The sequence below is a fragment of the Massilia sp. 01N417 genome, assembly GCF_056399645.1.
The window spans coordinates 198,656-217,569 of record NZ_JBFTRS010000002.1; the positions used below are offsets into that span (position 1 = coordinate 198,656).

General features: G+C 65.9%; 19 protein-coding genes. 12 read left to right on the forward strand and 7 right to left on the reverse strand.

Annotated elements, in window-relative coordinates; genetic code table 11:
• Positions 1–28: 28 nt before the first annotated feature.
• The 5 genes from AC1DOQ_RS02985 to AC1DOQ_RS03005 all read right to left on the reverse strand — a co-directional run bounded on the left by AC1DOQ_RS02985 (position 29) and on the right by AC1DOQ_RS03005 (position 4,587).
• Positions 29–1,348: an amino acid deaminase gene (locus AC1DOQ_RS02985; protein ID WP_477360141.1), complete on the reverse strand. Its 1,320-nt coding sequence runs from the start codon at positions 1,346–1,348 to the stop codon at positions 29–31.
• Positions 1,345–1,737, reverse strand: coding sequence for a DUF2750 domain-containing protein (locus AC1DOQ_RS02990; RefSeq protein WP_477360143.1), 393 nt, complete (start codon positions 1,735–1,737; stop codon positions 1,345–1,347). Before AC1DOQ_RS02990 ends, AC1DOQ_RS02985 begins: the two co-directional genes overlap by 4 nt.
• Before the next feature lie 78 nt (positions 1,738–1,815).
• The gene (locus AC1DOQ_RS02995) at positions 1,816–2,535 is read right to left on the reverse strand and encodes an AAA family ATPase (RefSeq protein WP_477360145.1); all 720 of its coding nucleotides are present in this window, start codon (positions 2,533–2,535) and stop codon (positions 1,816–1,818) included.
• Between the two features lie 72 nt (positions 2,536–2,607).
• Complete coding sequence (gene phbB, locus AC1DOQ_RS03000; protein ID WP_477360147.1) at positions 2,608–3,348, reverse strand: acetoacetyl-CoA reductase; 741 nt, start codon at positions 3,346–3,348, stop codon at positions 2,608–2,610.
• Positions 3,349–3,411: 63 nt separating this feature from the next.
• Positions 3,412–4,587 carry an acetyl-CoA C-acetyltransferase gene (locus AC1DOQ_RS03005; protein WP_477360149.1) on the reverse strand — a complete coding sequence of 392 codons (1,176 nt, stop codon included), beginning with the start codon at positions 4,585–4,587 and terminating at the stop codon, positions 3,412–3,414.
• 270 nt (positions 4,588–4,857) lie between these two features.
• Between AC1DOQ_RS03005 and minC the strand changes: the two genes are divergently transcribed.
• From minC to minE, 3 genes are read left to right on the forward strand one after another with little or no spacing between them, the layout of a single operon-like run.
• Entirely contained in the window at positions 4,858–5,637 is a 780-nt protein-coding gene (minC, locus tag AC1DOQ_RS03010) for a septum site-determining protein MinC (protein ID WP_477360151.1), read from the forward strand.
• 43 nt (positions 5,638–5,680) lie between these two features.
• Positions 5,681–6,496 carry a septum site-determining protein MinD gene (gene minD / locus AC1DOQ_RS03015; protein ID WP_477360153.1) on the forward strand — a complete coding sequence of 272 codons (816 nt, stop codon included), beginning with the start codon at positions 5,681–5,683 and terminating at the stop codon, positions 6,494–6,496.
• 1 nt (position 6,497) lies between these two features.
• Positions 6,498–6,749 carry a cell division topological specificity factor MinE gene (gene minE, locus AC1DOQ_RS03020; protein WP_230025312.1) on the forward strand — a complete coding sequence of 84 codons (252 nt, stop codon included), beginning with the start codon at positions 6,498–6,500 and terminating at the stop codon, positions 6,747–6,749.
• A 29-nt stretch (positions 6,750–6,778) separates the two neighbouring features.
• On the opposite strand, the gene AC1DOQ_RS03025 is transcribed toward minE, so the two are convergent.
• A complete protein-coding gene (locus AC1DOQ_RS03025; protein WP_477360155.1) occupies positions 6,779–7,273 on the reverse strand; it encodes a DUF697 domain-containing protein in 495 nt (164 codons plus the stop codon).
• Between the two features lie 264 nt (positions 7,274–7,537).
• On the opposite strand from AC1DOQ_RS03025, the gene AC1DOQ_RS03030 reads away from it, so the two are divergent.
• The 9 genes from AC1DOQ_RS03030 to AC1DOQ_RS03070 all read left to right on the forward strand — a co-directional run bounded on the left by AC1DOQ_RS03030 (position 7,538) and on the right by AC1DOQ_RS03070 (position 17,478).
• On the forward strand, positions 7,538–8,227 hold the full coding sequence (locus AC1DOQ_RS03030) for a response regulator transcription factor (RefSeq protein ID WP_442123849.1): 690 nt from the start codon (positions 7,538–7,540) through the stop codon (positions 8,225–8,227).
• A 66-nt stretch (positions 8,228–8,293) separates the two neighbouring features.
• On the forward strand, positions 8,294–9,580 hold the full coding sequence (hemA, locus tag AC1DOQ_RS03035) for a glutamyl-tRNA reductase (protein WP_477360157.1): 1,287 nt from the start codon (positions 8,294–8,296) through the stop codon (positions 9,578–9,580).
• Between the two features lie 96 nt (positions 9,581–9,676).
• The gene (prfA, locus tag AC1DOQ_RS03040) at positions 9,677–10,753 is read left to right on the forward strand and encodes a peptide chain release factor 1 (RefSeq protein ID WP_477360159.1); all 1,077 of its coding nucleotides are present in this window, start codon (positions 9,677–9,679) and stop codon (positions 10,751–10,753) included.
• A 152-nt stretch (positions 10,754–10,905) separates the two neighbouring features.
• Positions 10,906–11,376: a disulfide bond formation protein B gene (locus AC1DOQ_RS03045; protein ID WP_477360161.1), complete on the forward strand. Its 471-nt coding sequence runs from the start codon at positions 10,906–10,908 to the stop codon at positions 11,374–11,376.
• 16 nt (positions 11,377–11,392) lie between these two features.
• Positions 11,393–12,229 carry a peptide chain release factor N(5)-glutamine methyltransferase gene (prmC, locus tag AC1DOQ_RS03050; protein WP_477360421.1) on the forward strand — a complete coding sequence of 279 codons (837 nt, stop codon included), beginning with the start codon at positions 11,393–11,395 and terminating at the stop codon, positions 12,227–12,229.
• 65 nt (positions 12,230–12,294) lie between these two features.
• Positions 12,295–14,238: a DUF885 domain-containing protein gene (locus AC1DOQ_RS03055; RefSeq protein ID WP_477360163.1), complete on the forward strand. Its 1,944-nt coding sequence runs from the start codon at positions 12,295–12,297 to the stop codon at positions 14,236–14,238.
• A 99-nt stretch (positions 14,239–14,337) separates the two neighbouring features.
• Complete coding sequence (gene gshA, locus AC1DOQ_RS03060) at positions 14,338–15,933, forward strand: glutamate--cysteine ligase (RefSeq protein ID WP_477360165.1); 1,596 nt, start codon at positions 14,338–14,340, stop codon at positions 15,931–15,933.
• A 62-nt stretch (positions 15,934–15,995) separates the two neighbouring features.
• The gene (locus tag AC1DOQ_RS03065) at positions 15,996–16,988 is read left to right on the forward strand and encodes a histone deacetylase family protein (protein WP_477360167.1); all 993 of its coding nucleotides are present in this window, start codon (positions 15,996–15,998) and stop codon (positions 16,986–16,988) included.
• Positions 16,989–17,019: 31 nt separating this feature from the next.
• A complete protein-coding gene (locus AC1DOQ_RS03070) occupies positions 17,020–17,478 on the forward strand; it encodes a GNAT family N-acetyltransferase (protein WP_477360169.1) in 459 nt (152 codons plus the stop codon).
• A 6-nt stretch (positions 17,479–17,484) separates the two neighbouring features.
• Here AC1DOQ_RS03070 and AC1DOQ_RS03075 read toward each other — a convergent pair whose 3' ends face one another.
• A complete protein-coding gene (locus AC1DOQ_RS03075) occupies positions 17,485–18,789 on the reverse strand; it encodes an MFS family transporter (protein WP_477360171.1) in 1,305 nt (434 codons plus the stop codon).
• Between the last annotated feature and the right edge of the window lie 125 nt (positions 18,790–18,914).

An 18,914-nucleotide genomic window follows, 5' to 3' on the forward strand; every position in this document is an offset into this window, starting at 1 on the left:
GTAGCGCACCGCCCGGCCGTATCGACGGTCAGAAGAAGGTGTTCAGGGCTCCGCGCACCGCGTAATCGTCGTCCACGGCCAGCAGCAGCGGCCAGCGGTCGAAGGTCGTGCACGGATGCGAGATGCCGCAGCCGACCAGGTCGCCGACGTCGAGTCCGGCCCGGCCCGGGGCGCCGGCCGTCGGGTCGTTCTCCGGCAGGCGCAGGTAGGCGTGCTGGTCGTTCATCTTGACGATCTCGCAGCCGGCCGGCAGTGCGCGCGGCGTGCCCGGTCCCGGCCGGTGGGTCCACAAGGGCACCGGCAGGCCGGCGTCGTGCGAGGCGTCGCGCTTGCCCATGGTGAGGATGGCCAGGCCGGGTTCGGGGCGCGACTGCACCACGCTCCAGATCTCCAGTGCCGGCCGCAAGCCCTCGCCCGGCGCCACGCCTTCGCGCCGGTCGAGCTTTTGCAGCTGGACCTGGTACATGCCGTGGTCGCTGGTCAGGTAGCAGCCGCTGCGCAGCACCGGCCGCAGGGGCCGCGACAGGCCGTGCAGGCCCTGGAAACCGCGCGCGACCAGGTCGAAGAAGCCGGATCCGCCGGCCGTGACCAGGATCTCCGGGGCACCGAACAGGCCTTCGTCGTCGGCTTCCAGCACCAGCGCGCACAGCTTGCCGACGAAGGCCTCGACCGCTTCCGGTTCGTCCAGCAAGCCTTCGTAGCCCTCGAAGCCGGCCAGCAGCAGGCCAGGCGCATGTTCGATGGCGCGCGCCACCGTCATCGCCTCGTCCAGCGTGCGGCAGCCGGCGCGTTTGCCGGACAGGCCGAGTTCGACCAGCACCGGCAGCGGCCGCGCCAGCGGATGGGCATCGACCTCTTCGGCCAGCCGCGCCACCCCGGCCAACGAATCGGCCAGCACGAAGCACTCGAAGTCCGGATCGCCGTGCAGGAGCTGGAGTACGGCACGCACGTCGCTGCGCGCCACCAGCTGGTTCGCCACCAGCACGCGCCGCACGCCGAAGCGCCAGGCCACCTGCACCTGCACGGCATTCGCGAGGGTGATGCCCCAGGCGCCGTTGGCCAGCTGGGCGCCGAACAGCTGCGGGCTCATGGTGGTCTTGCCGTGCGGCGCCAGCTGCACGCCGTAGCGCTCGCAGAAGGCGCGCATCCAGTCGAGGTTGTGCCTGAGCGCCGAAGTTTTCAGCAGCGCGACCGGGAAGCTGGTGTCGCCGTGCAGCACATTCCACCCCTGCACGGCGATCGCGCCCTGGCGCAACGGCGCCGTGATCGGCAAGCCCTTCACGCCGGGATGCAGGATCTGTTCTTCAAGACTGGACAGCGCAAGGCCGCCGTGGGGCAAGGGGTTCATGGATTCCTCTGAGCTTTCAATTCATCGTCCAGGTCGCGCAGCAGCAGGCCGGCGCTCGGCATGACGTCGCGCGCGCCCGGCGTATAGAAGACGCCGGTGGCGATGCCGTCCTGCTCGAGCTGGGGCAGCAGCTCGTCGACCAGTTCGTCCAGCGAGAAGGACTGCGGCTCGTAGCCGGTCCACTCGTAATCGGCGCATATTGTCGCAAATTCGCGCTCCGGCCACAGCGGAAATACCAGGCTGCCGTCTTCCTTCTTCGCCAGCGCCCAGCCGTTGCGGTACAGGCTCCATACGGTGCGGGTCTGCGCCACGCGCCGGATGAAGTATTCGTAGCGCTGCGGACCGGACAGCATCACCGTTTCCTGCACCTGCCTGGTATCGATTGCCATGCTTGCCTGCCTCCCGTGTCGTCGATGGGTCGAGGATACGATAGCGGCCGCCGGCATGGCGCCCGGTCGCGCAGTTTCTCAGTCGTCTTCCAGCAGTTGCTGCAGGCGGCGCGGATAGTGGTTCAGGAAATCGCGCGTGACGGCGTAGTGTTCGGTGTCTTCGTAGTCGACGTGGCTGATGCCGCACTCGTCGAACAGCAGGATTTTGGCGCGCGGATAGGCCAGCAGGATGGGCGAATGGGTGGCGATGAGGAACTGGGCGCCCTGCTTCACCAGCTTGTCGATGACGGCCAGCGCGGCCAGCTGGCGATTCGGCGACAGCGCCGCTTCCGGTTCGTCCAGCAGGTAGAAGCCGTCGCCGCTGAAGCCCTGCATGACGTGCATGAAGGCTTCGCCGTGCGACTTCAGGTGCAGCGAGGGCGGCCCGCCTGGCGGCAGATTGTCCAGGTAGGTAAAGACATTGAACAGGCTTTCCGCCCGCAGGAAGTAGGCAAAACGCGGCTGCCGGAAACCCTTGACCACCTTCAGGTGGCGGTGCAGCGGCGACACCTCCTGCTGCTCGCGGTGCACGTTGCGCGTGCCGCCCTCGGCCGGCATGCCCAGCGCCACTGCGATCGCCTCCAGCACGGTCGACTTGCCGGCGCCGTTCTCGCCGACGAAGAAGGTGACGTCGGGATGCGGTTCCAGCACGCCGAGTTCGCGCACGGCGGGGATCGAAAAGGGATAGCACCCGGGATCGATCTCGACGGCGGGATCGATGCTCACCGAGCGCAGATAAGGCTTGGAGGCAATGGGCATGGTGGCCTTCCGGTAACGCGGATAACAAAACACCGCCCGCAGGCGGTGTTCCGAAGCAGCAAACGGCGCAGCTTACTGCATGTGCTGGCCGCCGTTGATGGCGATGTTGGCGCCGGTCACGAAGGCGGCATCGTCCGAAGCCAGGAAGGCGACCAGGCCGGCCACTTCTTCCGGCTTGCCCAGGCGGCCCATCGGGATCTGCGGGATGATCTTCGATTCCAGCACTTCGGACGGGATGTCCATCACCATCTTGGTGCCGATATAGCCCGGCGAAATGGTATTCACGGTCACGCCTTTCCTCGCCACTTCCAGCGCCAGGGCCTTGGTGAAGCCGTGGATGCCGGCCTTGGCCGCCGAGTAGTTGGTCTGCCCGAACGCGCCTTTCGAGCCGTTGACGGACGAGATGTTGATGATCCGGCCCCAGCCGCGCTCGACCATGCCGTCGGCCACCGGCTTGGTCATGTTGAACACGGAATCCAGGTTGGTCTTGATCACCGCATCCCAGTTGACCTTGTCCATCTTCTTGAAGGTCATGTCGCGGGTAATGCCGGCATTGTTGACCAGCACATCGACCGGACCGATTTCCTGGGTCACCTTGTTTACGCAAGCCTGGGCCGAATCGTAGTCGGCCACGTCGCATTCATAGGCCTTGAAGTCGTAGCCCTGTTCGCGCATGGCAGCAAGCCAGCCTTCGGCTTTCTTGCTGCCGGGGGAGTACGTGGTCACGACCGAATAACCGAGTGCGGCCAGTTTGATGCAGATTGCTTCGCCCAAGCCACCCATGCCGCCGGTCACTAATGCCACTCTAGCCATTGTCTTCTCCTAGTTTTACGAACCTGTCGGAACCGCTTGTTATTCCCTGCTTTGCCGCCCTGCTCAGCGCTCGACCGCCAGCGCCACGCCCATGCCGCCACCGATGCACAGGCTGGCCAGCCCTTTCTTGGCATCGCGGCGTACCATTTCGTGCAACAGGGTCACCAGCACGCGGGCGCCCGAGGCGCCGATCGGGTGGCCCAGCGCGATCGCGCCGCCGTTGACGTTGATCTTCGAGGTATCCCAGCCCATCTGCTTGTTGACGGCGACGGCTTGGGCGGCGAAGGCTTCGTTGATCTCCATCAGGTCGACGTCTTCGTGGGACCAGCCGGCCTTTTCCAGGCAGGCGCGCGCGGCCGGCACCGGGCCCATGCCCATGATGGTCGGATCCAGGCCCGACAGCGAGTAGGCCTTGATGCGGGCGATCGGGGTCAGGCCCAGCTCTTTCGCCTTGGAGGCCGACATCAGGATCACGGCGGCGGCGCCGTCGTTCAGGCCGGAGGCATTGCCGGCGGTGACGGAACCTTCCTTGTTGAAGGCCGGACGCAGGCTGGCCAGGCCTTCCAGGGTGGCGCCATGCTTCGGATACTCGTCGGTATCGAAGACCGTGGTGCCCTTCTTGGAAGCGATTTCAACCGGGATGATCTCGTCCTTGAACTTGCCGGCCTTCATGGCGGCTTCGGCCTTGTTCTGCGACTGCAGCGCGAATTCGTCCTGCTCGGCGCGCGAGATCTCGAATTTACGGGCGACATTCTCGGCGGTCACGCCCATGTGGTACTGGTTGTAGACGTCCCACAGGCCGTCGACGATCATGGTGTCGGTCATCTTGACGTCACCCATGCGGAAGCCTTCGCGCGAACCGTTCAGCACGTGCGGCGAGGCGCTCATGTTTTCCTGGCCGCCGGCGATGACGATCTCGGCGTCGCCGCACTTGATGGCCTGCGCCGCCAGATGGACCGCGCGCAGGCCGCTGCCGCAGACCACGTTCAGGGTCGAGGCCGGGACACTGTCCGGCAGGCCGGCCTTGATGGTGGCCTGGCGCGCCGGGTTCTGGCCGACGCCGGCGGTCAGAACCTGACCCATGATGACTTCGCTGACCGAGGCCGGATCGATCCCGGTCCTGGCCATCAACTGCTTGATCACCTGTGCGCCCAGTTCGGTGGCAGGGATCTTCGAGAGAGTACCGCCGAATTTACCGATGGCGGTGCGGCCTGCGGCCACGATGACGACGTCTTCCATAACTTGCTCCCTTGAGTGGACGTTTAGCTGAAAGCCAACAATTTTAGATTTCGAATGAATAGCGAGTTTAAGCAAAATCAATCTTATCAGTTTATTTATGACGGGGAGATGACGTCTCAGTGAATCGTGGTATTGCAGAGTATCTTTTATTGTTCAATTTTTTATCTATGGAAATACCCGTTGCCGCTAATAACGATCCATCCTAAACCCTTTACCTTTCAAGGAAATTTCACAGTAGAATGCTCGGGCTAGTGCCAACCAGAACGTTTTATGCCCAAGAGCCCGAGTTCCCTGCCTATCGAAATAAAGATTTCCACGGTCGTGGCCATTTCGGCCATCCTGCATTCGGCCGATCCGATCGCGATCGATGCCGCACTCAAGCAGATGACCGGTGGGGTGTCGGACTTTTTCGAAGATGAATTTGCCGTCATCGACGTCGCCGGCATCGCCGACGATGCCGCCCAGGTCGACTGGCCGGCGCTGGTGGCGCTGCTGAAGAATTACCGCCTGAACGCGGTCGCGGTACGCGGCGCGCCGGCTGCGTTGCACGAAGCGATCCGCAGCCACGGCCTGTTCCTGGACGACGGTTCGAGCGGCCTCAAGGCAAGCGAGGCGCGCGCGCCCGCCGCCCGCGAGGAAAGCCCGGCCGCGCCGGCGCCCGCCGTTCCGGCACCGGCCCCCGCGCCGGCCCCGGCGGCGCCGGTCCAGGCCATGGTCGTCGACACTCCGGTGCGCGCCGGCCAGCGCATCTATGCGCGCGGTACCGACCTGATCGTCACCGCGGTGGTGAACAACGGCGCCGAAATCATCGCCGACGGCAGCATCCACGTGTATGCGCCGCTGCACGGCCGCGCCCTGGCCGGCGCCTCTGGCAATGCCGATGCGCGCATCTTCGGCCTGTCGATGCAGCCGGAACTGGTGTCGATCGCCGGCGTTTACCGCACTTTCGACGAAGGTTTTCCAAGCGAACTGTCGCGCCAGCCGGCACAAATCCGTTTGGTTGGCGACCGGATCGATATATCATCGCTGGGCTCGGCGACCCGCGCCTGAGCTCCCAGCACGGACCAGATACTGAATAGGACTGATATTTTTCATGGCAAGAATTATCGTTGTAACGTCCGGTAAGGGCGGTGTGGGCAAGACCACTTCGAGCGCGAGCTTTGCGACCGGCCTGGCGCTGCGCGGCCACAAGACCGCCGTCATCGATTTCGACGTCGGCCTGCGTAACCTCGACCTGATCATGGGCTGCGAACGCCGCGTGGTGTACGACCTGATCAACGTCGTGAACAAGGAAGCGACGCTGACCCAGGCGCTGATCAAGGACAAGCACTGCGAGAACCTGTTCATCCTGCCGGCCTCCCAGACCCGCGACAAGGACGCCCTGACCGAAGACGGCGTCGAGCGCGTGCTGAACGACCTGGTCAAGATGGACTTCGAATTCATCGTCTGCGACTCGCCGGCCGGCATCGAGCACGGCGCGCTGATGGCCCTGACCTTCGCCGACGAAGCGATCATCGTCACCAATCCGGAAGTGTCGTCGGTGCGCGACTCCGACCGCATCCTCGGCATCCTGCAGGCCAAGTCGCGCCGCGCCCAGAGCGGCGGCGAACCGGTCAAGGAACACCTCTTGATCACCCGTTATTCGCCGCGCCGCGTGGAAAACGACGAAATGCTGTCCTACGAGGACGTGCAGGAAATCCTGCGCATCCCGATGATCGGCATCATTCCGGAATCGGAAGCGGTGCTGCATGCCTCGAACCAGGGCAATCCGGCCATCCACTTCAAGGATACCGACGTGGCCCAGGCCTACCAGGACGTGGTCGGACGCTTCCTCGGCGAGGAAATCCCGCTGCGCTTCACCAACTACGACAAGCCGGGCTTCCTGCAGCGTCTGTTTGGAGCAAAGTGATATGCCTCTGCTTTCATTCCTGTTTCCCCAGAAGCAGAAAAGTGCCGGCGCGGCCAAGGAAAGGCTGCAGATCATCATCGCCCGCGAGCGCGGCGGCCGCGGCGGCCCGGACTTCCTGCCGGCCCTGCACCGTGAACTGATCGAAGTGATTTCGAAGTACACCAAGGTCAATGCGGACGACATCAAGATCTCGCTGGACCGCCAGGGCAACCTCGAAGTCCTCGACGTCAACGTCGTCCTGCCGGACGCCTGAGCATCCCGGCAAGGAGCGGCCGCGGGGGATCATCCCCGGGCCGGCTGCTCCTTGTCCGACACGGTTTTCCCCACCTCTTGCGCCACCCTGGCGCAGGCTTCCACGTGCTGGTACCCCATCTGCCGGAACAGCGCGAAGCCGATCGCCGCGGAGGCCAGCTGCCCCGCCAGCGGCACGATCTTGGTGGCCGACTTGGCCGCCAGCTTGGCGCCCGACTTCCTCAACAGCTTCAGCACCAGCTCCCTGGTAACGATCTTGCCCACCAGCGTGCCGCCCAGCGCCGCCATCGCCTGGTAGGCCGCGACCCGCATGTGCGGCTGCAGCGCCTCGATCTGCTGCGGCGTCAATCCGAAGTCCTTGTTGATGTCCTCGACCATGGAAGCGAAGCTGGCCAGGTCCGCGACCATGTCCACGCCCGGGATCGGCACCGCCGAGATGCCGGCGGAAATCGCGGCGCGCTTGCGCACCAGGGCCCGGCAGCGCTCGCGCACGCGGCCGATGTCGTCGCCGCTCAGCGGCAGCAAACTGACTGCGCCGCCACTTTGTGAATTTTTCGTGAAGATCTTTTTGAGCATCGCATTCCCCGGTTTGCTTTCGTAAGGACAGTGTAGCCGCCTGCGCCTTGGCGGCGGTTACGGCTGTGACGTTATTCCCCAACGAAAATGTAAATTTATCTGAAGCATGTGTAGATTTAGTTTTAAAAAGTCTGTTATATTCGGAAATAAGTTGTAGGAGTGTTCCTACAGTAACATTGCATATAGTCCCACCCCCGCCGAGACCGCTTCATCATGAGAATTGCAGTACTGGATAACGATACTTCGCAGGCGGAACTGATCTGCCAAGTCCTCACAGGTGCCGGACATCAATGCCAGCCCTTCGACAGCGGAAAGGAATTGCTGGGGCAGCTGCGCAAGGACAGTACCGACCTGCTGATCCTCGACTGGCAGGTGAACGACGTCCCGGGCGCGGAACTGCTGCGCCGCGCCAAGGAAAAAATGGCGCCGAACACCCCGACCATGTTCCTGGCCGGCAGCGCTTCCGAAGACGACATCGTGTCCGGCGTCACCGCCGGCGCCGACGACTACCTGGTCAAGCCGCTGCGCCGCGGCGAGCTGGTGGCGCGGGTGCAGGCCCTGCTGCGCCGCGCGTATCCGTCGCAGAACGGCGCCGAACAGCTGCAGTTCGGCCCCTACACCTTCGAAACGCGCCCGGGCCGGCTGACCATGGGCGGCGAACAGATCGACGTCACGCACAAGGAATTCAACCTGGCGCTGCTGTTCTTCCGCAACCTCGGCCGTCCGCTGTCGCGCGCCTACATCCACGAGTCGATCTGGGTACGCGAAACCGCCGTGCCTTCGCGCACCATGGACACCCACGTTTCGCGTGTACGCAACAAGCTGCGCCTGCGTCCGGAGAACGGTTTCCGCCTGGTGCCGGTGTACAGCTACGGTTATCGGCTGGAGAAACTGGGCGCCTGAAGCACTGCCGTGAAACCCTGACGCCATCGGGGTATAATGAGTGCGCTGCCCATTTTTTGACCACCCATGCAACTGCTCGCCGTCGGCCTGAATCACACCACCGCACCGGTCTCGCTGCGCGAGCAACTGGCGTTGGCGCCTGAACACCTGGGCGATGCGGTGTCGGCGGCGCGCAACTGGTTTGCCCGCCTGGATCCGCAAACGAGCAGCCGCGGCGAACACGAAGCGGCCCTGCTCTCGACCTGCAACCGCACCGAGATGTATGCCGCCAGCGACGCGCCGGAACCGCTCGACGCCTCGGCGCATTTCCTGGCCGACTACCACCGCCTGAGTTTTTCCGAACTGCGTCCCCACCTGTACATGCTGCCCCAGCATGACGCCGTGCGCCACGCCTTCCGCGTCGCTTCCGGCCTGGATTCGATGGTGCTGGGCGAGGCCCAGATCCTGGGCCAGATGAAGGACGCGGTGCGGGTCGCCGACGAAGCCGGCGGCCTGGGCACCTATCTGCACCAGCTGTTCCAGCGCAGCTTCGCGGTCGCCAAGGAAGTGCGCAGTACCACCGAGATCGGCGCCCACAGCGTGTCGATGGCCGCCGCCGCGGTGCGCCTGTCGGAACGCATTTTCGATTCGGTCAGCAGCCAGAACGTGCTGTTCATCGGCGCCGGCGAGATGATCGAGCTGTGCGCCACCCACTTCGCGGCCCACAACCCGAAATCGATCACGATCGCCAACCGCACCCTGGAGCGCGGCGAAAGCCTGGCATCGCGCTTTTCCGGCCGCGCGATCCGCCTGGCCGACCTGCCCGAACTGCTGCCGCAATTCGACATCGTGATCTCGTCGACGGCGTCGACCCTGCCGCTGATCGGCAAGGGCCTGGTCGAACGCGCGATCAAGGCGCGCCGCCACCGTCCGATGTTCATGGTCGACCTGGCGGTCCCGCGCGACATCGAGCCCGAAGTCGGCAAGCTCGACGACGTGTTCCTGTACACCGTCGACGACCTCGCCGACGTGGTGCGCACCGGCGTCGAGCACCGCCAGGCGGCGGTGGCTCAGGCCGAAGCCATCATCGAGACCCGCGTGCAATCCTTCATGCACTGGATCGGCGACCGCGCCGTGGTGCCGGTGATCCGCGACCTGCACGAATCCAGCGAGAGCCTGCGCCTGGCCGAACTCGAACGCGCCCGCAAGCTGCTGGCCAAGGGCGAGGACATCGACGCCGTGCTGGAAGCGCTGTCGAAGGGCCTCACCGCGAAATTCCTGCACGGTCCGCAACAGGCCCTGCACCGTGCCCAGGGCGACGAACGCGCGCGCCTGGCCGCCCTGCTGCCCCAGCTGTTCCGCGGCCGCCGTTAGCGGCCCGCTTCCCGCTGCGCGCGGCCTTTTTCCGGCCGCGTTCGTGTATGCTGCCGCGCTCCGGCATCTCCCTCATCCCTATCTAGTCAAAACGCTATGAAACCATCCATGCTGTTCAAGCTGGACCAACTGGCCAACCGCCTTGTCGAACTCGACGAACTGCTGGCGCTTGAGGCCGCCACCGCGAACATGGACAGCTTCCGCAAGATGAGCCGCGAGCACGCCGAACTCGGCCCGCTGGTGGCCGTCTACCACCAGTACCAGACGGCCCAGGGCGACATCGTCGCGGCCCAGGAGATGCTGGCGGATCCGGAGATGAAGGAGTTCGCCCAGGACGAGATCGAGGCGTCGAAACAGCGCCTGGCCGAGCTGGACCTGGAACTGCAGAAGATGCTGCTGCCGAAGGACGAGAACGACGAGCGCAACATCTTCCTCGAGATCCGCGCCGGCACCGGCGGCGACGAGTCGGCGCTGTTCGCCGGCGACCTGCTGCGCATGTACACCCGCTACGCCGAACGCAACCGCTGGCAGGTGGAGATTGTCTCGGAGTCGCCGTCGGACCTGGGCGGCTACCGTGAGGTGATCGCACGCATCATCGGCAACGGCGTGTATTCGAAGCTGAAATTCGAATCCGGCGGCCACCGCGTGCAGCGCGTGCCGGCCACCGAGACCCAGGGCCGCATCCACACCTCGGCCTGTACCGTCGCCGTGATGCCGGAGGCGGACGAGGTCGAGGACGTGGACATCAACCCGGCCGACCTGCGCATCGACACCTACCGCGCGAGCGGCGCCGGCGGCCAGCACATCAACAAGACCGACTCCGCGGTGCGCATCACTCACCTGCCGACCGGGATCGTGGTCGAGTGCCAGGACGACCGCAGCCAGCACAAGAACAAGGCGCAGGCGATGAAGGTGCTGGCGGCGCGCATCAAGGACGTGCAGCTGCGCGAGCAGCAGAGCAAGGAAGCGGCGACCCGCAAGAGCCTGATCGGCTCGGGCGACCGCAGCGAACGCATCCGCACCTACAACTTCCCGCAAGGCCGCCTGACCGACCACCGCATCAACCTGACCTTGTACAAGCTGGACATGATCATGGACGGCGACCTGGCGGAACTGGTCGGCGCCCTGCAAGCCGAACACCAAGCCGAACTGCTGGCCGCCCTCGGCGATTGAAACCTTAATTCGGGGTCAGAGCGCTTTTTTGGGCAATTGCTCAAAAAAGTGCTCTGACCCCGAATTAACCCCGAATTAACCCCGAATTAAGGTTCAGGCCCGATTAAGCCGGTTCATGCGAAAATCGCAAGATTGCTACTAAAGGAAGTCTCATGCCCACGTCCCGCAACGCCCTGCTCCTGATCGCCGCCGTCAGCATCGCGCTGGTCGGTGCCGCCCTTTATCTTCAGCACGTGAAGGACATGCTGCCCTGCCCGCTGTGCGTGATCCAGCGCTACCTGTTCCTGGGCATCGCGGTCTTCAGCCTGATCGGCGCCTTCGCCAACAAGATCAAGGCCCTGGCTGGACTGGCCCTGCTGTGCGCGCTGGGCGGCCTGGGCGTGGTGGGCAAGCACCTGTACGTGCTGGCGCATCCCGGCTTCTCCTGCGGGATCGATCCGATGGAGACGGTGCTGAACAAGATTCCGACCGCCACCCTGCTGCCCTGGCTGTTCCGCGCCGACGGCCTGTGCGAAGCGGCCCAGGACACGGTGCTGGGGCTGAACGTGCCGCAGTGGTCGGCCGTCTGGTTCGCGATCCTGACCCTGGCGCTGGTCTGGGTGCTGGTGCGCCGCGCACGCTGATGCTCATCGCAGCATGATGATCCAGCCCGGCACCCCCATCGGCGTCCTGCAGGCCGCGCTGCCGCTCGATCCGCTTGAAAACCGCATCCTGCTGTGCCACGCGACCGGCTTGAGCCGCGTGCAGCTGATCACCCGCGGCGACCAGCCTATCGGCGAAGACGAGGCCGCGCGCCTGGAGGAGCTGCTGCGGCGCCGCCTGGCCGGCGAGCCGATCGCCTACATCGTCGGCAAGCGCGAATTCTTCGGGCTCGACTTCGAGGTCAGCGAAGCGGTGCTGATCCCGCGGCCGGACACGGAACTGATCGTCGAACTCGCCATCGAGCGCCTGCCGCAACGGGGACGCCTGCTCGACATGGGCACCGGTAGCGGTGCGATCGCCGTGTCCGTCGCCCACGCGCGGCCGGACGCCGCGGTGACCGCGCTGGACGTCAGCGAAGCGGCGCTGGCGGTGGCGCGCCGCAACGCGGCAAAGAATGCGGCCAACAACCGGGCCGGCGTGCGCTTCCTGCACAGCGACTGGTTCAGCGCCCTCGACGCCGGCGAAGGCTTCGAGCTGATCGCCTCGAACCCGCCGTATATCGCGGCCGGCGACGAGCACCTGTCCCGGGGCGACCTGCGCTTCGAACCCGCCGGCGCCCTGACCGACCACGCGGACGGCCTGTCGGCCCTGCGCACCATCATCCACGGCAGCCCGGCCCACCTGGTTCCGGGCGGCTGGCTGCTGATGGAACACGGCTACGACCAGGCGGCGAGCGTGCGCGCCCTGCTGGACGCCGGCGGCTACCGCGAAGTGCAGAGCTGGCGCGACCTGGCGGGTATCGAGCGCGTCACCGGCGGCAGAATCGCCGAATAAACCACCCCGGCGCGGCCCGCCGGCCCCGTTTGTTACAATGGCCGGCCCACTTCCCGGAGCTTGCGATGCCTCGACTGTCCGCGCCCCGGCTGTTCGCGGCCCGGCTGACCTTCCCCCTGTTCGCTGCAACCCTGCTGGCCGCCACGGTCCTGCTGGCGCCGCCGCGCGCACTGGCGGCCGACAATCCCAAGGAACAGACACCCAAGGAGCAGGCACGCGCCCTGTTCGAGCGCGACTGGCAGTGGCGGCTGAAGAACCAGCCGGAATTCGCCACCTCGGTCGGCGACCACCGCTATGACGCCCAGCTGAGCGATACCTCGCTGGCCGGCAACGCCAAGGTGCTGGCGCACGAGCTGCGCATGCTGGAGCTGGCGCGCCAGCTCGACCGCGCCCAGCTGAACGGCCAGGACCTGCTCTCGCTCGACCTGTTCGCCGCCGACAAGGAAAGGCGGCTGGCCCGGGCCGGCTTCGTCACCTTCGACCCGCAGCCGATCACGACGCGCGACGGCATCCACATCCGCCTGCCGCAGCTGGCCGCGCAGATGCCCTTCGTGAGCGAAGACGACTACCGCAGCTATATCGCGCGCCTGAACGCGGTGCCGCGCCACATCGAGGGCATCATCGAGCAGATGCGCGAAGGAATGCGCACCGGCTGGACCGCGCCGAAAGTCGTGATGGCCGGCCTGCCGGCCCAGCTGCGCGCGCTGCGCGAACACCTGGGCGACGGCGCCCTGTCCGAACCCTTCCGCCGCCTGCCGGCCACCATTCCCCAGGAAGCGCGCGAAAAACTGGCGCTCGACGGCCAGGCCGCCGTCACCGCCCTGGCGCCCAGCCTGCAGCAGCTCGAGGAGTTCGTGCGCAACGTCTACCTGCCGGCCGCACGGACGACGATTTCCGCCTCCAGCCTGCCCGGTGGCGCGGCCTGGTACGTCTTCCTGGTCAAGAGCGCCACCACCACCGACATGACCCCGGCCGAGATCCACGCGCTGGGCCTGAAGGAAGTGGCGCGCATCCGCACCGAGATCGCGGCGCTGGTGCCGCGCACCGGCTTTCGCGGCAATCTGAACCAGTTCATCGCCTTCGCGCGCAGCGATCCGCGCCTGTTCTTCAGCGACGCCGACGCGCTGCTGAACCGCTACCGGCGCACCATCGCGCGCGCCTCCAGCCGCATGCCGCAGCTGTTCAATGCGATCCCGTCCGACGAACTGGCGGTCAAGCCGGTGCAGGCGCTGGGCGCCGAGACCCAGGGCGCGGCCTATTACGAAGCCGGCAGCGCGGACCGGATGGCGGCGCTGGTGGTGAACACGTCGCGCCTGAACACGCGGCCGATGTGGGAGATCGAGACCCTCACCCTGCACGAAGCCGTCCCCGGCCACCATCTGCAGGTGGCGCGCGCCCAGAACAACAGCGAGCTGCCGGCCTTCCGGCGCTACGGCTGGTATGGGGCCTATGGCGAAGGCTGGGCCCAGTACGCGGAAAGCCTGGGTCCGGAACTGGGCCTGCTGCGCGATCCGTTCTCGCGCTTCGGCTACCTGGCCGACGAGCTGCTGCGTGCGGCCCGGCTGGTGGCCGATACCGGCATCCACGCGATGGGCTGGAGCCGCCAGCAGGCGCTCGACTACCTGAACGCCAACACCGCCAATCCCCCCTCGGACAACGAGGTCGAGGTCGACCGCTACATCGCCCATCCGGGCGAAGCGCTGGGCTACAAGCTCGGCCAGCTGCGCTTCGCCTCGCTGCGGCTGGAGGCCCAGACCGCGCTCGGCGAGCGCTTCGACCTGCGCGCCTTCCATGACGCCGTGCTCGAGAACGGTGCCCTGCCGCTGGGCGTGCTGGAGCGCCAGGTCAGGCGCTGGATCGCCGCCCAGCGCGCGGCGCCGCAGCAAGCCGCGCCGGCGCCGGCCGGATCAGCAGCCCCCTCGGCCGCACCCTCGGCGACAGCCCCGGCAGCGCCTCCGGCCACCCCGCCGGCCGCCGCGCCGGCCAAGCCCAGCGACACATTTCAGTAATAAAAACACCACATACTGCGGAATTGGGGGGCGCCCGGCGCGCTTGGCATTTTTCGGTTAATCTCTGCACCTCATCTGCAGTATAAGAAAGGAAACACCGTGTCGCATCAACTAACACGCCGCCTGGCCCTGCTGGACGACGATGCCCACCGCGGCCTGCTGTTGCAGGGCCTGCGCGGCATCGAGCGCGAAACCCTGCGCGTCGACAGCCAGGGCCATCTGGCACGCACGCCTCATCCGGTGCAACTCGGCTCGGCCCTGACGAATCCGCAGATCACCACCGATTACGCCGAAGCCCTGCTCGAATTCATCACCCCGGCCGAGCACGACATCGGCCTGGCGATCAACCGCCTGGACGCCATCCACCGCTACGCCTACAGCAAGCTGGGCGACGAGATGCTGTGGAGCCAGTCGATGCCCTGCGGCCTGCCGTCGGAAGAAGAGATCGAGATCGCCTGGTACGGCACGTCGAACATCGGCATGCTCAAGCACGTCTACCGCCGCGGCCTGGCGCTGCGCTACGGCAAGGCCATGCAATGCATCGCCGGCATCCACTACAACTACTCGCTGCCGGAACAGCTGTGGACCCTGATCGCCCAGAGCGAGGGCATCATGGAAGAGCGCCGCCATGCGCTGCGCGACTTCCAGTCCGAGAGCTATATCGCGACGATCCGCAACTTCCGCCGCTATAGCTGGCTGCTGATGTACCTGTTCGGCGCCTCGCCGGCGCTGGCCAAGGGCTTCCTGCGCGGCCGTCCGCACCAGCTGGAAACGCTGTCCGACGACACCCTCTACCTGCCCTACGCCACCAGCCTGCGCATGAGCGACCTGGGCTACCAGAACGATGCCCAGTCCGGCCTGCGTCCGCATGAGAACAGCCTCGAAAGCTACGTCACCTCGCTGATGGACGCGGTCAACCGTCCCTACCCGCCCTATGCCGAGATCGGCACGAAGAAGGATGGCGAATGGGTGCAGTTGTCGACCAATATCCTGCAGATCGAGAACGAATACTATTCGACGATCCGTCCGAAGCGCGTGATCCGCACCGGCGAGCGCCCGGTGCAGGCGCTGTGCAACCGCGGCGTGCAGTACATCGAGGTGCGCTGCCTGGACGTCGATCCCTTCGAGCCGGTCGGCATCGCACTGGAAACCGGCCGCTTCCTGGATGCCTTCCTGCTGTTCTGCGCGCTCGAGGAAAGCCCGAAGATCAATGCGATGGAAGGACAGGTCCACGCGCGCAACTTCGCCCGCACCGTGAAGGAAGGCCGCCGCCCGGGCCTGACCCTCACCCGCGACGACCAGGAAATCCCGCTGCAGGACTGGGCGCTGGAACTGATCGAGCGCATCCGCCCGCTGGCCGAGCTGCTGGACAACGAGCACAATTACAAGGGCGCCCACATCGATTCGCTCGAAGCCCAGAAGGCCAAGGTGCTGAACCCGGCGCTGACGCCCTCGCACAAAGTGCTGGAAGCGGTGCGCGAACTCGGCTCCTTCGCCAAATTCGGCCTGCAGCAGAGCGAACTGCACGCCCAGGCCTTCCGCCGTGAGCCGCTGATGCCGGCCGAGGTGGCCGTGTTCGACGAGATGGCGCAGGCTTCGCTGGATGAGCAGCGGCAGATCGAGCAGGTCGATACCGGCAGCTTCGATGATTTCGTTGCTGCTTATAACAGCAGTACACTGTGCTGTAATAGCTGACGCAATGCCGTCGTTCCCGCGAAGGCGGGGACGACGGGACCAAGCCACCGCACGGGGAAGTCTTGCTCACCTTTTACAACGAACACCACGCCCAGCACGCCCCGCGCCACGCATCGGAAAAGCCCGAGCGGGCCGATCTCGTCGTTGCCGAGCTGAGCCGCCGTGGCCTGGGCCAGATCGTCACGCCGCACGGGGTGCCGCTGGTGTCGCTGGAGCGGGTGCACACGCCACGCTACCTGCACTTCCTGCGCAGCGCCTGGAGCGAGTGGCTGCATCTCGATCCGCGCAATGCCGAGCATGACGCCCTGCCCTCGGTATGGCCGATCCGCACCTTGCGCCACGACGTCGAGCCGGACAGTTTCGCGGCCCGCCTCGGCCTCTACTCGATGGATGTCGACACCGCGCTCACCGCCGGCACCTGGGTCGCGGCCAAGACCGGGGCCGATTGCGCCGTCAACGCGGCCCATGCGCTGCGCCTGGGCGAGCACGGCAGCTTTGCGCTGACCCGTCCGCCCGGCCACCATGCGGGCGCCGATTTCTTCGGCGGCTACTGCTTCCTGAACAATGCCGCGCTGGCCGCCCAGCACCTGCTGGACGACGGCCTGCAGCGCGTCGCCATCCTCGACCTCGACTACCACCACGGCAACGGTACCCAGAGCATCTTCTATCGCCGCAAGGACGTGCTGTTCGCCTCGATCCACGCCGATCCGCGCCAGGACTATCCCTACTTCCTCGGCCACGCCGACGAGCCAGGGGAGGCGGAAGGCCTGGGCTACAACATGAACCTGCCGCTGCCGCGCGGCGCCGGCGCCGCCCAGTGGTTCGCGGCGCTGGAGTCGGCCTGCCTGAAGATGTCGATGTTCGCGCCGCAGGCGCTGGTGGTGTCGCTGGGGGGCGACGGCTTCGGCCTCGGCAGCGCCGATTTCCTGCGCATCGGCGAGCGCATCGGCTACCTCGGCCTGCCCACCGTGTTCGTGTTCGAAGGCGGTTTCGTGGTGCCCGAGCTCGGCATCAACGTCGTCAACGTCCTCGAAGGCTTCGAGACGGCGGCCTGAATCCACAACAATTGTTTAAAGAAACAAACAAATGATTACTTGGCAATGGAGCGGCTTCGACGGCCTGACGGTCGCGCAGCTGTATGCAATGCTGGCGCTGCGCCAGGAAGTGTTCGTGCTCGAGCAGACCTGCCTCTACCCGGACATCGACGGCCTCGATCCGGGCGCCCATCACCTGCTCGGCTGGCGCGACGTGGATGGAAAACCGGAACTGGTGGCCCACCTGCGCTGTCTGGCGCCGGGCGCGAAGTACGAGGAGATGTCGATCGGCCGCGTGGTCACCAGCCCGGCTGCGCGCGGCGGCGGCCTCGGCCGCGAGCTGGTGGCGCAAGGCATCGCGCTGGCGCGGCAGCTGCACCCGGGCCACGCGATCCGCATCGGCGCCCAGGCCCACCTGGAGCGCTTTTATGCCGGCTTCGGCTTCGTCACCATCTCCGAACCGTATGACGAAGACGGCATCGCGCACATCGACATGCTGCTGGCCGCCTGACGCCGGCTACTTGAGGTGGCCCGACTTGCTCGGGTCCGGCATCAGGAAGGCGACCAGGCAGGCAATCGCGCACATGATGCTGACGTACCAGTAGAAATATGGCTCATGGCCGGCCTGCTTGAACCACAGGGCCACGAATTCGGCCGAGCCGCCGAAGATGGCATTCGCGATCGCATACGACAGGCCGACCCCGAGCGCGCGCACCTCGACCGGGAACATCTCGGCCTTGACCAGTCCGGAGATCGAGGTGTACAGGCTGACGATCGCCAGCGCGCAGAGGATCAGGACCCCGGCCATCAGCGGGCTGCCGACGCCGCGTAGTCCGAACATGATGGGTGCGGTGAAGATCGCCGCCAGGCCGCCGAAGGCGATCATCGAGGTTTTCCGGCCGATGCGGTCCGACAGCGCGCCGAAGGCCGGCTGCATCAGCATGTAGATCAGCAGGCAGACCGTCATCACGCGGCTGGCCGTGAGGGTAGTCATGCCGACCGTGTTGACCAGGTACTTCTGCATGTAGGTGGTGAAGGCGTAGAAGATCAGCGAACCGCCGGCCGTGAAGCCCAGCACGGTGACGAAGGCACGCCCGTGGTGGCGCAGCAGCGAGCCGACGCTGCCGGCCTGCTTGCTCTTGCGCTCCGATTCCGTGGTCGTCTCATGCAGCGAGCGGCGCAGGTAGAGCGAGACCAGGGCCGCGGCGGCGCCGACCACGAAAGGAATCCGCCAGCCCCAGGCGACCAGTTCGTCGTGCGACAGGAACAGCTGCAGGATGCCCAGCACCAGCAGGGCCGCCAGCTGGCCGCCGATCAGGGTCACGTACTGGAAGGAAGCGAAGAAACCCTTGCGGCCCGTCTCGGCCACCTCGCTCATGTAGGTGGCGCTGGTGCCGTATTCGCCGCCCACCGACAGGCCCTGGAACAGGCGCGCCACCAGCAGCAGCGCCGGCGCCGCCGTGCCGATCGTCTTGTAGGTCGGCAGCGTGGCGATCAGCAGCGAGCCGCCGCACATCATCAGCACCGAGATCATCATCGAGTTGCGGCGGCCGTAGCGGTCGGCGACGCGGCCGAACAGCCAGCCGCCCACCGGACGCATCAGGAAGCCGGCGGCGAAGATGCCGGCGGTGTTCAGCAACTGGGTGGTGGGATTATCTTTCGGAAAAAACGCCGATGAGAAATACAGCGCGCAAAAGGAATAGATGTAGAAGTCGAACCACTCGACCAGGTTACCCGACGAGGCGCCCACGATGGCGAAGACCCGCTGGCGTGGGGTCAGGTCGTGGATTGCATGCGCCTCTGATATGTCCGTTGTTGTCATTGCTTCCTCCGGGATGGTCCATCGAAACCTCGGCAGCAGCTGGACGACTTCCCGGACGGGTCCGCCAAGGCCAGCGCGGCCAGGCAGACTTAGCATAATGACTATTCGAAAATCGTGGCGCGCAG

Excerpts from the sequence above, each read along its gene's own strand:
- AC1DOQ_RS02985 (WP_477360141.1), bottom strand. The coding sequence starts at position 1,348 with ATGAACCCCTTGCCCCACGGCGGCCTTGCGCTGTCCAGTCTTGAAGAA.
- phbB (WP_477360147.1), bottom strand. The coding sequence starts at position 3,348 with ATGGCTAGAGTGGCATTAGTGACCGGCGGCATGGGTGGCTTGGGCGAA.
- AC1DOQ_RS03030 (WP_442123849.1), top strand. The coding sequence starts at position 7,538 with ATGAGAATTGCAGTACTGGATAACGATACTTCGCAGGCGGAACTGATC.
- hemA (WP_477360157.1), top strand. The coding sequence starts at position 8,294 with ATGCAACTGCTCGCCGTCGGCCTGAATCACACCACCGCACCGGTCTCG.
- AC1DOQ_RS03070 (WP_477360169.1), top strand. The coding sequence starts at position 17,020 with ATGATTACTTGGCAATGGAGCGGCTTCGACGGCCTGACGGTCGCGCAG.
- prmC (WP_477360421.1), top strand. The coding sequence starts at position 11,393 with ATGATCCAGCCCGGCACCCCCATCGGCGTCCTGCAGGCCGCGCTGCCG.
- minD (WP_477360153.1), top strand. The coding sequence starts at position 5,681 with ATGGCAAGAATTATCGTTGTAACGTCCGGTAAGGGCGGTGTGGGCAAG.
- prfA (WP_477360159.1), top strand. The coding sequence starts at position 9,677 with ATGAAACCATCCATGCTGTTCAAGCTGGACCAACTGGCCAACCGCCTT.
- minE (WP_230025312.1), top strand. The coding sequence starts at position 6,498 with ATGCCTCTGCTTTCATTCCTGTTTCCCCAGAAGCAGAAAAGTGCCGGC.
- AC1DOQ_RS03075 (WP_477360171.1), bottom strand. The coding sequence starts at position 18,789 with ATGACAACAACGGACATATCAGAGGCGCATGCAATCCACGACCTGACC.
- AC1DOQ_RS03005 (WP_477360149.1), bottom strand. The coding sequence starts at position 4,587 with ATGGAAGACGTCGTCATCGTGGCCGCAGGCCGCACCGCCATCGGTAAA.
- minC (WP_477360151.1), top strand. The coding sequence starts at position 4,858 with ATGCCCAAGAGCCCGAGTTCCCTGCCTATCGAAATAAAGATTTCCACG.
- AC1DOQ_RS02990 (WP_477360143.1), bottom strand. The coding sequence starts at position 1,737 with ATGGCAATCGATACCAGGCAGGTGCAGGAAACGGTGATGCTGTCCGGT.
- AC1DOQ_RS03045 (WP_477360161.1), top strand. The coding sequence starts at position 10,906 with ATGCCCACGTCCCGCAACGCCCTGCTCCTGATCGCCGCCGTCAGCATC.
- AC1DOQ_RS02995 (WP_477360145.1), bottom strand. The coding sequence starts at position 2,535 with ATGCCCATTGCCTCCAAGCCTTATCTGCGCTCGGTGAGCATCGATCCC.
- AC1DOQ_RS03055 (WP_477360163.1), top strand. The coding sequence starts at position 12,295 with ATGCCTCGACTGTCCGCGCCCCGGCTGTTCGCGGCCCGGCTGACCTTC.